Here is a 15,731-nt window from a genome sequence, read left to right on the forward strand (position 1 = left end):
TTGAGACGCGTCCCGCTATTGAGACAGAATACCCAGCGCCAGCAGTTTCTTGTACAACGTGGAGCGGCCCAGGCCGAGCTGCTGGGCCGCCAGGGTGACGTTGCCGCCCGCCCGCGCCAGCGCCTGCTCGATGAACTGCCGCTCGAACGCCTCCCGCGCCGGATAGAACAGTTCGGTGGCATCACCAGCGCTCGAAGATACTGTAGCAAGCGGCTGCAGCACACCAATGGCGCGTTGCACACACTGGGCGTCAAGCAGCGGCGAATCACTGTGCAGCACTGCGCGCTCAAGCACATTGCGCAACTCGCGCACGTTCCCTGGCCAGGCATGACGGGCCAGCAAAGCCAGCGCCTGCGCCGTCAGCTCGCGGCTGCTGCCAGGGCCAGGCACCTCGCCGGGTGCCTCATTCAGCGCCTCGAGCATGGCCTCGCAGAGCGCCGGCAGATCGCCAAGGCGTTCGCGCAGCGGCGGCACCGCAATCGGCAGCACGTTCAGGCGGTAATACAGATCGGCGCGGAAATCACCCCGGTCGACCGCCGCCGGCAGATCGATCGAGGTTGCGGCCAGCACCCGGACGTTGCTGCGCAGCATCTGATTGGAGCCCACCGGCTCGAATTCCTTTTCCTGCAATACGCGCAACAGCTTGCCCTGCAACGCCAATGGCATATCGCCGATCTCGTCGAGAAACAGCGTGCCGCCCTCGGCGACCTGCAACTTGCCCAGCCGGCCCTTGCGATCCGCCCCGGTAAAGGCCCCCGGCGCGGTGCCAAAGAACTCCGCCTCTAGCAGACTTTCGGGGATGGCCGCGCAGTTGACGCCAACAAACGGCTTGGCCGCCCGCGGCGATGCATTATGAATCGCCTGGGCCAGCAACTCCTTGCCGGTGCCGGTCTCGCCCAGCAACAGCACCGGAGATTCGCTGGCGGCACTGCGCCGGGCGCTGCGCTTGACCTCCAGGCTGGCAGGGCTGGTGCCGATAAAGTGCGCGAAACCGTAACGCGCCCGGCGCGCCTGCAACAGCGAGCGGGTCGAGGCCAGCTCTTTCTGCAGACACTGATAACGCATCAACAGCGGCGACAACGTGTGCAGCTCATCGAACAGCGCAAAGCCGATCGCGCCAATGGTCACGCCCTGCTGATCCTGAATTGGCAGACGCATGACCACCAGCGGATCCTTGAGAGTATCCAGCAGGTCGAGCAGAATCGGCTTGCCGCTGTGCGCAACCTCGCGCATCAGGCTGCCGGGGATAACATGCTCACAGGGCTGGCCTATCGCCGCTTCGGCGTTGGGCAGGCCGAAGCGCTGGGCGTAGCGCTCGTTCATCCAGACGATATGCCCCTGATGATCAACAATGATGGTGCCTTCGCTGGATTCCTCGAAAATCTGGAACAGCGAGCGGATCGCCAGTTGCCGCACCCGCGGATAATCCTTGAGACTGTCGGTCATGCTGGTATCCGTCGCGCTACTGTCATCACTTGGCCTCTGCCGTATCCGGCTGCTGTAAAGCCCCAAAGGTGGTTTGCCCGGCGGTGCAAGTCAAGTGTCGCGGCGTTTCAAACGACGGGGTCGTATTGCGTCGCGGTGGCCGCTTCGGTGACACTAAGACCTCTGCCACTTGCCCCGAGACGCTCCGATGCTCGTGCTCTTCATTTCGGCCTTTCTGCTTGGCCTGATCTTCAACGCGGCGCCCGGCGCAATCTTTGCCGAAACTGTCCGCCAGGGGCTGCTGGGCTTGATCCGCGACCTGATCACAGCTTCGCGCAGTGACGCGGCCCATCAGGCGACGGTACTTGAGCAGCCGCTGGTGTGCAGGCCTGCGGCCAAGTGCTGACCATGAGCGAATTCTGGTACGACTCTGCGCTGCCTTTTGTCGAAAGCCGCCGGGCCAGCAACAGCCGCGCCTGCTATCGCGCGCACAGCCACTCCACACTGTCGATTGGCGCAGTCGATGCCGGGCTCAGTCATTTCCAATGCGGCAATGTCGCGGCTACGCTAAGACCAGGTAGTCTGGTGATTGTGCCGCCAGCGCTGGTGCATGCCTGCAACCCGGCGCCCAATGTCAGTTGGAGCTATCAGATGCTACACCTGAAGCCCAGTTGGGTTGCTGCCGTAACAGCCGAAATAGACCCGCAGCTGAATCTCCGATCGAGCGCCTTCATCAGCCGCTCAAAAGTGACCTACCAACACTTCTGCCAGTTGAATGCACAGCTATTTTCCGCTATCGCTAATGCCGACAAAGAGGCGGCACTGATCGAATTCATCGGGCAACACCTATGGGCAGACGGTCAGCCAGTAGCCTGCCAGCCATCACCCAGACCGTCGATGACATACCTCAAGACTCGCCTGCTCAGCGCTCTGGACACACCTCCATCGCTGACAGAACTGGCCCAGGAGTGCGGGCTCAGCCGCTATCAATTGATCCGCCTGTTCCGCCGCGATACCGGGCTGACCCCACATGCCTGGCTACTCGACCAACGCATACAGCAGGCCCGTGATCATCTGCGCCAGGGCGCGGACCTGGCCACCTTGGCGCAGGATCTGGGTTTCGCCGATCAGGGCCATTTTCAGCGCGTGTTCAAAGCTCATGTGGCCGCCACGCCCGGTCGCTATCGGCACCCCTGAACGCACTTTCCTTCAATACGTCACTTTTATCGAACCTCAGACTGGGCGCCCATGGTTTTCCTGGAGTGCTTTTGATGCTGCAACAATTTCTGCTGGTAGCCGGGGCGCATTTCCTTGCTCTGCTTAGCCCCGGCCCGGACTTCTTCCTGATCCTGCGGTACGCGATTGCCCAAGGTCGCGCTCAAGCCGCACTGGTGTGTGTAGGCATTACCCTGGCTAACGGACTGTTCATTCTACTGGCCTGGTTCGGGCTGATGGTACTGGACGAGCAGGGGGTTCTATTGCGTTCCATTCAGTTCGCAGGCTGCGCTTTTCTGTTGTACATGGGTGGGTTATTCCTTCGCCATGCCGGGCATCGCCCGCTGGTCGCCGGGCAGCACAACACGAGTACCGCAGCGGCCTCCCTGGGCGCGCTGCTGGCAGGGCTCACCTCGGGACTATTGAACCCGAAGAACGCTCTTTTCTACGCCAGTCTGTTTGCCGTACTCAACAGCCAGGCCACACCTTGGGCAATCCAGGGCCTCTACGGGCTGTGGATGATTGGTCTGGTGCTGGGCTGGGACTTGCTGGTGATGTGGCTGGCCAGCCAGCCACATCTGATGCGACGCTTCGAACACTACCTGCCCAACATCGAACGCCTGGCAGGTGCACTATTGATACTCATGGCTATCGGGCTGCTAAGCGCTCTAGTGCAAGACTGAGCCTGCGCTAGAGAATCCAGCATTCCTGGTGCCTGAAAGCCCGGAGATTGCCAAGTTTATGGGCGCCTATCAACCCGCTGCGCGCCCGCATTACGAAACACCAGCGCCAACCCGCCAAGAATCGCCAGCATGCCGAGCAGGCTCAAAGGTGCCATGCGGTTGCCCAAAACCAGGTAATCCAGCGCTGCAGTGACGCCCGGCACCAGATAGAACAGGCTGGTGACGTTAACCAGATTGCCTGCCCTGATGAGGCGATACAGCAGCAGGGTGGTCAGTACCGATATCACCACGCCCATATAGATCAGCGGCACCACGAACCCCAGAGTCCATTCGTACTGGAACGGCTGAAAAGGCAGGAACAGCAAACACATCAGCAGACCGATCAGATACTGCAACGGCAGTACGTCCATCGGCGCCTGCTGCAAGCCCTTCTGAAAGATCGAGCCGAACGTGATACAAGCCAACGCAGCCAGCGACAGACTGATGCCCAGCACGGAAAAGCGCGCAGCCCGCAGGCTCTCCAACACCACCAGCGTCAACCCGCCAAGCGCCAGCAGCAACCCACCGAGGCGCAACCAGGATACCCGCCGCTCTACCAGCAGCAAGGTCAGGATCGGCTGCACACCCAGCACCGTCGCCAGCACACCCGGGGTAATGCCCTGATCCAGCGACAGCAGGTAAAAGATGGTGTAACCGCCAGTCAGCAGGATGCCGACCATAACTACCCGCCAACGCGAGCCCGGGGCAGGCAACCAACGCCGCCGGTAGCTTGCCAGCAAACCCAATAAAACGCAGGCCAGAACGAAACGCAGAAATAGAAAAGCAAAGGCGGAGGCGTGTTGCAGCCCCCAGGCAGAAAAAATCGCACCACTGCTCCACAGCAGCACGAATAATGCGGTAGGGCCGAGCGCGACCCAGGTAGTCTTGCTGAAAAACATGATCATCACCTGTCAAAACACGGCGCTCCCGCGAATCAGCCACCAATACCACGGCAGACTGTCTGGCCAGCAAATCAGCCGGCCATAAGGGAAGCGCAAAAAAAGGAGTGTGTTATCAGATCAAACGCCGTGGCGGCGACAGATCTGCAGCACCGGCCGGAGGCGGTGGTGCTGCGACAGGAGGCGACGCCACGCAACAGGCGACGCTGGGGCTCCGCACAGGCACCGATGCCCGCCCGACAAGGGCTACGCCCGAAAAGGCAACGACAGGGGCAACTGCTTGCTGTGCGAAGATCATGATTCGTGTTCCAACTAAAAAAGTGAGGTCATCCCGAAGGATGCCCTCACCCTAGCAGCGGATGGCAAAAGCGGCAAGCGCAAGGAGCGCCCGCCGCCGCCGTTCAGAAGCCTTCCAGTACCAGCTTGCCGCGAGACTGATGGCTTTCCAGCAGGCGGTGAGCCTTGAGTAGATTGGCCGCGTTGATCCTGCCGAAGTGCTCGCCCAAGGTGGTCTTCAGGGTGCCCTGGTCTACCAGCGCGGCGACCCGGTTCAGCAGCCGGCTCTGTTCGATCATGTCGGGAGTCTGATGCAAGCTACGGGTGAACATGAATTCCCAGTGCAACGACAGACTTTTGGGTTTGAGCTTGAGGATGTCCAGGCTCTCGAAGTCATCAATCAGCCCCAGCTTGCCCTGCGGCGCCAGGCACTCCACATATTGGTGAAAATGCTCGGCGGTGTGGGTCAGTGAGGCGACCAGCTGGACCTGTTCGATGCCCTTGGCCTGCAGTTGCGCCAGCATGGGCTGGCTGTGATCAATCACATGCTGCGCGCCGAGATCACTGATCCACTGCACGCTTTCCGGCCTTGAGGCGGTGGCCACCACCGTCAGCTCGGTCAACTGGCGAGCCAGCTGTACCAGTATCGAGCCTACGCCCCCAGCGGCGCCAATCACCAGCAAAGTCTGGCCGGCACCACCACCTTCGCTCACGCCCAGACGATCAAACAGCAGCTCCCAGGCAGTGATGGCAGTCAGCGGCAGCGCAGCGGCCTGCGCATCACTGAGGCTTGCGGGGGCGCGGCCGACAATCCGTTCATCAACCAGGTGGTATTCGGCATTGCTGCCCGGCCGGTTAATCGCACCGGCATAAAATACTCGGTCACCGGGTTTGAAGGCGGTTACGTCAGCGCCGGTAGATTCGACCGTACCAACTGCATCCCAGCCGAGCACGTCGAATGCGCCGCTCAAGGGTGCGCGAGTGCGACGAATCTTGGCGTCCACCGGATTGACCGAGACCGCTGCAACCTTGACCAGCAGGTCACGCGGGCCCGGCTCCGGGCGAGGCAATTCGATATCCAGCAGCGCATCCGAGCGACTCAAGTCACCCGCTTCCTGATATCCAACAGCTTTCATATTCTGCTCCTGCGCGGTTTGATTTGTCTCATAGTCTGAACCCGCAAGCCTGGGCAGGGAAGTTGCGATCCGTGCCAGGCTATTTCAAAGGGGCCGCCGCTAGCGGCCGACATCGCGTCATGTAATCGACAAAGGCCTGCGCTGGCAAGGCCCGGCTGTACAGATAGCCCTGGGCGAAATCGCAACCGGCCTGGCGCAGAAAATCGCGCTGCTCTTGCGTTTCCACGCCCTCGGCCAAGGTCTCCATACCCAGGCTCCGGGACAGGGTAATGGTTGCATTGACGATGGCTGCATCGTCGCTGTCGACACTCAATTCGCGGATAAAAGACTGGTCGATTTTGATCTTTTGCAGATGAAATCGCTTCAGATAACTCATCGAGGAATATCCCGTACCAAAATCATCCAGGGCCAGATTCAGACCTAGGCCATTGAGTTTGGCAATAATCTGTATGGCGGTCTCGGGATCATGCATGGTGATGCTCTCGGTCAACTCCAGCTCCAGAGCCTGCGCCGGTACACCAGTCCTTTTCAGCAGGGCTTTGATGTTGCCAAACAAATGCCGATCACGGAACTGCGCCGCGGACAGGTTCACAGCCACGTACATGTCAGTATGACCCAGCGCGTGCCAGGACTGCAGCTGCTTGAGCGACTCGGCCAGCACCCACTCGCCAATCGGAATGATAAGCCCGCTATTTTCAGCCACCGGAATAAATTCGGCCGGTGAAATAGCGCCCAGCTCAGGGTGATTCCAGCGCAGCAGTGCCTCGGCGCCCACCAGACTGTCATCCGCCAGACGGTGCTGCGGCTGAAAGTAGACGCTCAGCTGACTCCGCGCCAGGGCATGCCGCAGGGCGTTTTCGATCTGCAGCGTACGCACGTAATAGGTCTGCAGCTCAGGCCTGAAAAAGCTGTAACCATTGCGGCCGTCCTGCTTGGCACGGTACATGGCAATATCCGCGTTACTGTGCAGATTAACCAGATCCTGTGCGTCGTCCGGGTACAGGGCAATACCAATCGACGCCGTCACGGTCAGATCGTGCCCTGCTGCGTGCAGTGATCTGGCCATGGCATCAACGATGCGCTGCGCCGTATGCGCCGCGCCACTGCCGTCAATCTCCGGCAGAATCAGGGTGAACTCGTCACCTCCTGTGCGTGACAGCGTATCTTCCTCGCGCAACAGATCCGACAACCGCAGGGCGAAGGAGACCAGCAGAGCATCGCCGACCTGATGACCTAGGGAATCGTTGACGTTCTTGAAGTTGTCCAGATCAATATACATCAAGGCCAATTGCTTGCTATGTCGCTCGGCCAGACTCAGGGCCATCTGCGCCCGCTCCTCGAACATCGCACGGTTGGGCAATCCGGTCAGTACGTCAAAATACGCCAGTTGATGAATATGCTGCTCATCTGCCTTGCGCTGGGTGATGTCGCTCATAACCGCAACGTAATGGGTAACCTTGCCCTTGTCATCGAGCATGCGGCTGATGCGCAGCCACTCGGGGTAGAGGGTGCCGTCCTTGCGCCGGTTCCAGACCTCACCCTGCCATTGGCCGTTGGTTTCTATGCTGGACCACATTTGCTGATAGAACGCCTTGTCATGCTGCCCGGAGGAGAGCATGGTCGGCGTATGGCCCAAGACATCTTCGGCCCGGTAGCCGGAAATCTGGGTAAACGCCTGATTGACCTTGACGATGCGCTGACGGGCATCGGTAATCAGAAAAGCTTCACTGCTCTGCTCAAATACGCGTCCGACCAGCCTCAGTTCCTCGCTCGCGCGTACTGTGTCGTTGATGTCGATATGGCTACCCACGATCAAATCACTCAACTGCCCGTCCTGACCGCGCAAAAAACGCCCACGGGTCAGAATCCAGATCCATTCCCCACTGGCGGTGCGAACCCGAAAACGGTTTTCGTACAGCGTATCGCTAGGGTTTTTGTAGTAGCGGGCGAAACGGCTAGCAGCTGCATCCCGGTCGTCCGGATGGAGCAAATCAATCCAGACCTGCAGCGAACCAAACAACGGGTCATGCTCCTGCTCAGCAGGGTCAAGGCCGAGCATCAGAAAGTACTCAGCGCTCAATTCCAGTCGCCCACTGCCGACATGATATTCCCAGGCACCGGTATTGGAAGCGCTAACAAAGGACTGGTAGCGTGCCAGCAGTTGGCGGATCTGCTCTTCGGACTGTTTACGCTGGGTGATGTCCCGGGACAATACGATAAAGCGCTCGTTTTCATTCGGCCGTGGCGCCTTGCGTGCTACCGACAGCTCGACCCAATGGTCACCATCCTCGCCAGGCACGGCGAAGCTGTAACCACTCGACCAGCCGTTGCGCCCGGCCTCCGCCAGGGCATCCAGCACCTGACCGGCAGCGCCGGCAGGCAATACTTCAGAGACGGTTTTGCCCTTCATCGACTCGAAGGAGGTGTCGAGCAGATCAGTGTTACGGGAATAAATCCCGTAGTAACGCCCTTGCGCATCCAGTTCGAACAACGGGTCCGGTACGGCATGAATAACCGCCGCCATATCGTCGTGCGCCTCGATCGCGCTGCGTGTACGTTCCGCAACCAGCGTAGCCAGGTTCTGTCGCTGCCAGCGCATATTGAGAACCAGCAGCGCCGAGTAGGCCAGCGCCAGGCTAGTGACCAACCCGATCATCAGCATAATCAATGCGCGCTGCCACACCTCGGGCACCAGGGGTTGCTCGACGCTCAAAACCCAACGGGCATTGGCCAGGTCCAGGGATACATCATGGGAAAGTTGAAAATCTTCCTCATCATCAGCAAGTGGCAACAGCTGATCCCGCTTGCCCGTGTGCGGATCCAGGCGCCACAGGCGAAAGCGCAGCTTCTCGTCGTGCATCGCCTGAATATCCGGCAGCGACTCGATGGTCGAGAGATTGATGACCACCAGGGCAAAGCCCCAGAAGCGCTCAGCGCCACGCGCATCACTGACGAACACCGGCAAGCGACCGGCTATGGCCCGGCCACCCTGGAGCAGATAAAAAGGGCTGGACAGGGTCAGGCTCTTGTTCTGTAGGGCCAGCATGGCGTCGGCGCCGCGCTCGGGGTGCTTCAGCAGATCACGGCCCAGCTCGCCTTCGTTGCCCTCCAGCGGCCACACCTGGCTGGTCACCCCGTCCTCTGCCAAGGCAAGAATGGAGGCGCCCGGAAAATAGTTGCTCAGCTCTTCACCGAGCAATTGAAAATCGTCTATCTGCCCCTTGGACACCTGAATCAGTGTACCCAAGGTATAGACAGCACCCAGGCTGCGCTGGACGAAGTCAGCTATGCCCTGGCCATGCGCCTGCACGCGCTGAACAAACTGCTCTTCGTACTGCATGCGGTTATGTTGATGCAAACTGTAGCCGATAAGGAAGGCCAGCAGGGCGGTGATCAGACCGGTCAGCAATGCTACCAGCCAATAAGCCCGAGGGGGTTGTAACAACACCTTCTCAGCCACCGGTTCATGCTCAGTCATGGTTTCGCCTGCCTGGATCATAGGCGGCTATGGGTGATCGTCTGTCCATCCTGTTTCTCTTATTTTTTTAGACTGGTCCGATGAGATCAACCACTGATCCGTTGGCGCTGCCTGCAACAACCGCTGCAACACAGCTTCACGATCGACCGGTGCCAGGCGCCCGATCCGCTCGACCGCTTGGTAGAATGCCAGCCACTCCCTGCCGGTCTGCTCAAACAGCATAGCAAAGGCCGGGACCCAATAGTCATAAAGCCCGAAAGGTAACAAACTGGCGTTATTCAATTCCCCGGCGAACCAGCCATCGAATCGCGTACTGCCGTTCCAGCGCTCGTCGCGCCACTGTGTGTAATCGCTGCGCAGCTGGGCAAATTCCTTGTCCTTTGCGCTGCGCGTGGCGGTTTCTGGCAGGTCGCTGGCATAGACGGCATGCAATCGTTCGCGGGTCGCCATGACCAGCGCATTGAACTCGGCCTGTTGCCTTGCCAAGGCCGGATCCGGTGGGGCCAAGCCCTTGCTTGCCCGCCACTGACGCAGGCCCTCCTGGCCAACAAAATTGGCAAAGGACTCGTTGAAGGCGGTGTCGTCTTTCAAATAGAAGCGCTGGTGCGCCAGCTCGTGAAACAGCGTCAGCGCGACGAAGTCATCATCCCCGTGGAGCATGGAACTGAGCAGCGGATCGTCATACCAGCCCAGAGTCGAATAGGCTGGGATGTCGCCGATAAATACGTCCATGCCTTGCCGCTGCCAATGTTGCGCCGCGGCCTCGACCGCCTCCCGAGAGAAGTAACCTTTATAGGCCAGACACCCGGTAAACAGATAGCAATGCTGTACCGGCTTGAGCGAGAGCTCGGGGGCGACAAACAGATTCCACAAGGCATAGGGGCGAGGCAGGGCGCTGTAGCGGGTATAACTTTGATTGTCCGGCAGACTCAGGCTCTCGCTGGCGAAGCGGCGGGCGGTCAGCGCCTCGGCCAGGCGCACTTTTAGAGCGGGATCGGTATTCGGACTTTCCAGCAGATCGACGATCGGCACACTCAGCGCCATCACCTCACGCTGGCCTTGCCAGGCGTGCTGCACGAAGGCGATGCTGCTGCAGCCAGCGATTAGCAGCGCAGTCAACATGAGCGCCAGAACACGTTTCACAAATTGGCCTGCAGCCAGTGCGCCAATTCACTGACCTGGGTCTGCGGCTGGCGCGCTGGACTCCACAGCGCCAGCTGATTGGCCGTTTCAACAAACCCCCAGGGCGCCAGCAGCCGACCGCTGGCCACGTCATCTGCCACCAGCAACTGCGGCGCGATGGCCACACCCAGACCGGACAAAGCGGCCTCCAGCAGATAATAGAGATGTTCGAAGCCCTGGCCCTGACGCAGGCTACGGGACGGCAGACCGCGAGCCCGGGCCCAGTCGGCCCAGGCGCCTGGACGAGACAGCGTATGCAATAGCGCTTCCTCCAACAGTGCTTCGGCGGGTTGCTGTTCGAGCAGGGTGGCCCGGGCATAGCGCGGACTGAATACCGGACCGATACGCTCAGCGAGCAGCGGATAGACCTGCATGTCCGCCGGCCACGGCGGCTCGGCAAACAGCAGCGTAGCGCTGACCCCGGGCTTGCGTGGGTCCATTTCGCCCTCACTGGCGGACAGGTGCAGGTTCAGTGACGGCAACTCGGTGTTCAGCCGATCCAAACGTGGAATGAACCAGCGCGCCAGCAGGCTGCCTGGGCAGGCGAGCAGAAAGGGTGCCTGCGCCTGCGCCTGGCGAATCTCCGCACAGGCACTGCGCAACCCATCGAAGGCCTCACGACTGGCATCGCGCAGTCGCCTTCCGGCGGCAGTCAGCTGTACGCCGCGCCCGTCTTTTTCGAACAGACTGACACCGAGCTCCTCCTCCAGCATACGGATCTGGCGGCTGACGGCACCGTGCGTCACATGCAACTGTTCCGCCGCCTGGCTCACGCTTTCCAGCTGGGCAGCAGCCTCGAAAGCCTTTAATGCGTTGAGAGAGGGTAATTCACGGTGCATAGCTATAGGTCACTTTTTCTCACATGTCGGTGTCATCTTATCGGTTTTTTTCCCGTTTTGCTTAATCTACTCTGGCGGCAATTCAAAAGAGGCAACCGACTATGCAGACCAGCACCACTTTCAGCCGCGGCGCAGACGCCCAGGGCCAGTTTGGCTCCTTCGGCGGGCGTTTTGTCGCCGAGTCTTTGATGCCGCTGATTCTCGATCTCGAGCAGGCGTTCAATACCGCGCTGGCCGAGCCCTATTTTCTTGCCGAGCTGGACCGCTTCCAGGCCGAGTTCGTCGGCCGGCCGAGTCCGCTGTATTTCGCCGAGCGCCTGACCGAGCTGTACGGCGGTGCGAAGATCTATTTCAAGCGCGAGGAGCTGAACCATACCGGCGCGCACAAGATCAACAACTGCATCGGCCAGGTGCTGCTGGCCAAGCGCATGGGCAAAACGCGCATCATCGCCGAGACCGGTGCCGGCATGCACGGCGTGGCGACAGCCACGGTGGCCGCCCGCTTCGGGCTACCCTGCGTGGTCTACATGGGCGCCACCGATATCGAGCGGCAGCGTGACAACGTCTCGCGCATGCGCCTGCTGGGTGCCGAGATCGTGCCCGTGACTTCCGGCACCGGCACCCTGAAAGACGCGATGAACGAGGCACTGCGCGACTGGGTCACCAATGTCGATAACACTTTCTACATGATCGGCACGGTCGCCGGCCCGCACCCCTATCCAACTATGGTGCGTGAATTCCAAGCGGTGATCGGCCGCGAAACCCGCGTGCAGATGCAAGCCCGCGAAGGGCGTTTGCCGGACAGTCTGATCGCCTGCATTGGCGGCGGCTCGAATGCGCTGGGTCTGTTCCATGCCTTTCTGGATGACCCGAGCGTGCAGTTGATAGGCGTGGAAGCGGCGGGCGAGGGCCTGGACAGCGGCAAGCATGCTGCCAGCCTCAAGGGCGGCGTCGCCGGCGTGCTGCACGGCAATCGCACCTACCTGCTGCAGGATAACGACGGTCAGATCACCGACGCGCACTCCGTCTCCGCTGGTCTGGACTATCCGGGTATCGGCCCCGAGCACGCCTGGTTGCATGAGCAGGGTCGCGTTGACTATGCCGCCGTTACCGACCAGGAAGCCCTCGACGCCTTCCACGTCTGCTGCCGTCAAGAAGGCATTATCCCGGCGCTGGAAACCGCCCACGCCCTGGCCGAAGTGGCCAAGCGTGCGCCGCTGTTACCCAAGGATCACCTGATGGTCGTCTGCTTGTCCGGTCGCGGCGACAAGGACATGCCTACCGTATTGCGTCTGATGGAGGAGAAAGCATGAGCTCGCGTTTAGCCGGTCGCTTTGCCGAACTCAAAGCCGCCAACCGTGCAGCGCTGGTGACCTACGTCTGCGCTGGCGATCCTGGCTACGATGCCAGCCTGTCGCTACTCAAGCAATTGCCCGCAGCAGGCGCCGACGTAATCGAACTGGGCATGCCCTTCAGTGATCCGATGGCGGATGGACCGACTATCCAAGCCGCCGCGGTCCGCGCGCTGAAGGCCGGCCAGACGCAATTGAAAACCCTGGAGATGGTCCGCCAGTTTCGCGCCGACGACCAGACTACGCCGCTGGTACTGATGGGCTATTACAACCCAATCTATCGCTACGGCCCGCAAGCCTTTATGCGTGATGCGCGCGAAGCCGGTGTCGACGGCCTGCTGATCGTTGATCTGCCGGCCGAACATGACAGCGAACTCGGCCCCCTGGCCCGCGAAGCCGGTCTTGACATGATCCGCATGGCCACGCCGACCACCGACGCGAAACGTCTGCCGGCGGTACTGGATCGGGCCAGCGGCTTTCTCTACTACGTGTCCTTGAATGGGGTGACCGGGGTAGGGCAGGCGGACAACGCTACGGTGCGCGACGCTATTGGCGCGATTCAGCAGCAGACCGACTTGCCAGTATGTGTTGGCTTTGGGGTGCGCACGCCGGAGCAGGCCGCGCGCTTTGCGCTGGATGCCGAAGGGGTAGTGGTGGGCTCGGCGCTGGTCGAGCAGATCGCCCATGCCGATTCGCCGGAGCAGGGCGTCAAGGACGTGTTGAGTCTGGTGTCGGCGCTGTCGCAAGCCATACGCCAAGCCCGACACTAACCCGCAACGCCCCCCTCCGGGAAGGCCGAGTTCCACCTCGGCCAGCGCGCTCGCCGCCACCTCCGCAAGGTCGAGATGGAACTCGACACTCCGCCGATCAACCCGGCGAACCCGTTCGCGCCCTAGCGCAGTGCTGCCAGCACCGGCGCCGTATCCGGACGGACGCCGCGCCATAGCAGAAAGGCCTCAGCCGCCTGCTCTACCAGCATTCCCAACCCGTCCAGACAACGCGCAGCGCCAAGCTCGGCAGCCCAGCGATTGAATGGGGTGGCGTCATTGGCATACATCATGTCGTAACAGAGCGTGTGCCCTGGCCGTATCAGCTTCGGCGAGATGTCCGGCACCTCACCGCCGAGGCTGGCCGAAGTGGCATTGATGATCAGGTCGACGGGTTCTTCGATCCAGTTAAAGCCCGCCGCGCTGATCGGGCCCTGATCGACAAACAGCGTCGCCAGCTCCTCGGCTTTGGACACCGTTCGGTTAACCACGCACAGCTGTGCTGGACCGGCCTCCAGCAGCGGCTGAATCACGCCACGCGCCGCGCCGCCGGCACCAACCAGCAACACCTTGAGACCCGCCAGCGACACCCCGGCATTGACCTGAATATCACGCACCAGCCCTTTGCCATCGGTGTTGTCGCCCAGCAGTTGGCCGTCTTCCAGACGCATGATGGTGTTGACCGCTCCAGCGCGCTGGGCCGCCTTGCTATGCTGGTCGACCAGTGCCCACGCCTGCTCCTTGAACGGCACCGTGACATTGACTCCGCGGCCTTCACGCAAGAACTCCCGCAGACAGCTGGCAAAATCACCCAAGGGCGCCAATATGGCCTCATAGGTCAGTTGCTCGCCGGTTTGCTCGGCGAACAGGCGGTGGATCAGCGGCGACTTGCTGTGGCCGATCGGATTGCCGATCACCGCATACCGATCAGTGCTCATGAGTGCAGCCCCAGCCAATCACGTACCGGCAGAAATTCTTCAGCCAGCTTTGCCTCTTCGCTATTGGGCTCAGGCTGCCAGTTATAACCCCAGCGCACCGTGGGCGGTAGCGACATCAGAATGGATTCGGTACGCCCGCCAGTCTGCAGGCCGAACAGCGTACCGCGATCGTAGACCAGGTTAAATTCGACATACCGCCCGCGGCGAAATTCCTGGAAGGCCTTTTGCTCGGCGCTGTATGGCGTATTGCGGCGGCGCTGGACGATCGGCAGATAGGCGTCGACATAGGCATCGCCAATCGCCCGCTGGAATTCGAAACTACGCTCGAAGCCCCATGTGTTCAGATCATCGAAAAACAAGCCGCCGACACCGCGTGCTTCCTGCCGGTGCTTGAGGTAGAAATATTCGTCGCACCAGGCCTTGTACGCCGGATACACATCATCACCGAAGGGCTTGCAGGCGTCGTGGGCGACCTGGTGCCAGTGCACGCAATCTTCTTCGTGACCGTAGTAGGGGGTCAGATCGAAGCCGCCACCAAACCACCAGACCGGATCGGCACCAGGCATTTCCGCAACAAAAAAACGCACGTTGGCGTGCGAGGTGGGAATGTGCGGATTGTTCGGGTGCATGACCAGCGAGACGCCCATGGCCTGGAATGAGCGCCCAGCCAGCTCCGGGCGTTGCGCCGTGGCCGACGGCGGCATGCTATCGCCATGCACATGAGAAAAACCTACCCCACCCTTTTCCAGCATGCCGCCGTTTTCAATGATGCGCGAACGCCCGCCACCACCGCCTGGCCGCTCCCAGCACTCCTCCTGAAAGGTGGCCTGGCCATCGGCTGACTCCAGCGCGGCACAGATGCGATCCTGCAACCCCATCAGGTAGTCCTTGACGGCAGCAACATCGGTGGCATCGGGCATCTCTTTCACGGGCTTACCTCAGGACGGGCGGATGATTTGATCGGTCTGCAAGTCCCTAATGATACTGGGATTGCGCTGCCCACCCAATGCACCGGGAACAATAGCATCCAGATTCTGGTGAAAATACTGCTCCACGCGCAAACGCGAACGCGCCGCCGGCCGGCCTGATGGATTTGCCGAAGTCGATACTAGAGGCCCGCACACCGCGCATAATTGACGAATCAACGGATGCGAGCTGACGCGCAATGCGACAGTCGCATGCTGCCCGGTAATCCAAGGGGGAAGACGATCCTGATGCGGCACCAGCCAGGTGTTGGCACCCGGCCAGGACAGCCGCAGCTTGGCCAACTGGCCATCCGGCAAATCCCAGAGCAGAAAATCGAATTGCTCAATATCGCCGGCGACCAGGATCAGGCCCTTTTCCACCGGGCGCTGCTTGAGTGCCAGCAACCGCTCAACCGCGTCCGCTTTCCAGGGGTGGCAGCCCAAGCCCCAGACCGCCTCGGTCGGGTAAGCTATCACCCCGCCCGCATGGAGAATTCGCTCAACCTGTCTAATGCGCCAGTTTGCCAACATGCCTAC

14 protein-coding genes are annotated in these 15,731 nt (G+C 60.8%); 5 read left to right on the forward strand and 9 right to left on the reverse strand.

Features of this window, described 5'->3' with window-relative positions; genetic code table 11:
- Nucleotides 1-15 precede the first annotated feature (15 nt).
- Complete coding sequence (locus tag K787_RS0100345; protein WP_028614442.1) at nt 16-1,446, reverse strand: sigma-54 interaction domain-containing protein; 1,431 nt, start codon at nt 1,444-1,446, stop codon at nt 16-18.
- 187 nt (nt 1,447-1,633) lie between these two features.
- Between K787_RS0100345 and K787_RS25345 the strand changes: the two genes are divergently transcribed.
- From K787_RS25345 to K787_RS0100360, 3 genes are all read left to right on the forward strand, one after another.
- Entirely contained in the window at nt 1,634-1,831 is a 198-nt protein-coding gene (locus tag K787_RS25345) for a hypothetical protein (RefSeq protein WP_022960784.1), read from the forward strand.
- A 2-nt stretch (nt 1,832-1,833) separates the two neighbouring features.
- Nucleotides 1,834-2,622 (forward strand): helix-turn-helix transcriptional regulator, encoded by a 789-nt coding sequence (locus K787_RS0100355; RefSeq protein ID WP_201765085.1) that lies wholly within the window; start codon nt 1,834-1,836, stop codon nt 2,620-2,622.
- A gap of 77 nt (nt 2,623-2,699) precedes the next feature.
- Entirely contained in the window at nt 2,700-3,323 is a 624-nt protein-coding gene (locus tag K787_RS0100360) for a LysE family translocator (protein WP_028614444.1), read from the forward strand.
- A gap of 56 nt (nt 3,324-3,379) precedes the next feature.
- Here K787_RS0100360 and K787_RS0100365 read toward each other — a convergent pair whose 3' ends face one another.
- The 5 genes from K787_RS0100365 to K787_RS0100385 form a co-directional block, all read right to left on the reverse strand.
- A complete protein-coding gene (locus tag K787_RS0100365; RefSeq protein WP_022960787.1) occupies nt 3,380-4,261 on the reverse strand; it encodes a DMT family transporter in 882 nt (293 codons plus the stop codon).
- 401 nt (nt 4,262-4,662) lie between these two features.
- Nucleotides 4,663-5,673: a zinc-binding alcohol dehydrogenase family protein gene (locus tag K787_RS0100370; protein WP_022960788.1), complete on the reverse strand. Its 1,011-nt coding sequence runs from the start codon at nt 5,671-5,673 to the stop codon at nt 4,663-4,665.
- Nucleotides 5,674-5,752: 79 nt separating this feature from the next.
- Entirely contained in the window at nt 5,753-9,151 is a 3,399-nt protein-coding gene (locus K787_RS24180) for a bifunctional diguanylate cyclase/phosphodiesterase (RefSeq protein WP_161785928.1), read from the reverse strand.
- Between the two features lie 27 nt (nt 9,152-9,178).
- Nucleotides 9,179-10,294 carry an aminopeptidase gene (locus tag K787_RS21775; protein WP_022960790.1) on the reverse strand — a complete coding sequence of 372 codons (1,116 nt, stop codon included), beginning with the start codon at nt 10,292-10,294 and terminating at the stop codon, nt 9,179-9,181.
- Entirely contained in the window at nt 10,291-11,172 is an 882-nt protein-coding gene (locus tag K787_RS0100385) for a LysR family transcriptional regulator (protein ID WP_022960791.1), read from the reverse strand. Before K787_RS0100385 ends, K787_RS21775 begins: the two co-directional genes overlap by 4 nt.
- 101 nt (nt 11,173-11,273) lie before the next feature.
- Between K787_RS0100385 and trpB the strand changes: the two genes are divergently transcribed.
- Entirely contained in the window at nt 11,274-12,485 is a 1,212-nt protein-coding gene (gene trpB / locus K787_RS0100390) for a tryptophan synthase subunit beta (RefSeq protein WP_022960792.1), read from the forward strand.
- On the forward strand, nt 12,482-13,294 hold the full coding sequence (gene trpA / locus K787_RS0100395) for a tryptophan synthase subunit alpha (RefSeq protein WP_022960793.1): 813 nt from the start codon (nt 12,482-12,484) through the stop codon (nt 13,292-13,294). Before trpB ends, trpA begins: the two co-directional genes overlap by 4 nt.
- A gap of 122 nt (nt 13,295-13,416) precedes the next feature.
- Here trpA and aroE read toward each other — a convergent pair whose 3' ends face one another.
- Genes aroE through tsaC form a run of 3 tightly spaced genes read right to left on the reverse strand, consistent with a single transcriptional unit; the run spans nt 13,417 to nt 15,725 of the window.
- A complete protein-coding gene (aroE, locus tag K787_RS0100400; protein WP_022960794.1) occupies nt 13,417-14,229 on the reverse strand; it encodes a shikimate dehydrogenase in 813 nt (270 codons plus the stop codon).
- Entirely contained in the window at nt 14,226-15,149 is a 924-nt protein-coding gene (gene hemF / locus K787_RS0100405) for an oxygen-dependent coproporphyrinogen oxidase (RefSeq protein ID WP_022960795.1), read from the reverse strand. The genes aroE and hemF overlap by 4 nt, the downstream gene beginning before the upstream one ends.
- 18 nt (nt 15,150-15,167) lie before the next feature.
- Nucleotides 15,168-15,725 (reverse strand): L-threonylcarbamoyladenylate synthase type 1 TsaC, encoded by a 558-nt coding sequence (gene tsaC / locus K787_RS0100410; protein WP_022960796.1) that lies wholly within the window; start codon nt 15,723-15,725, stop codon nt 15,168-15,170.
- Nucleotides 15,726-15,731: the final 6 nt, after the last annotated feature.

This window comes from Halopseudomonas pelagia CL-AP6, assembly GCF_000410875.1.
Taxonomy (GTDB): Bacteria; Pseudomonadota; Gammaproteobacteria; order Pseudomonadales; family Pseudomonadaceae; genus Halopseudomonas; species Halopseudomonas pelagia.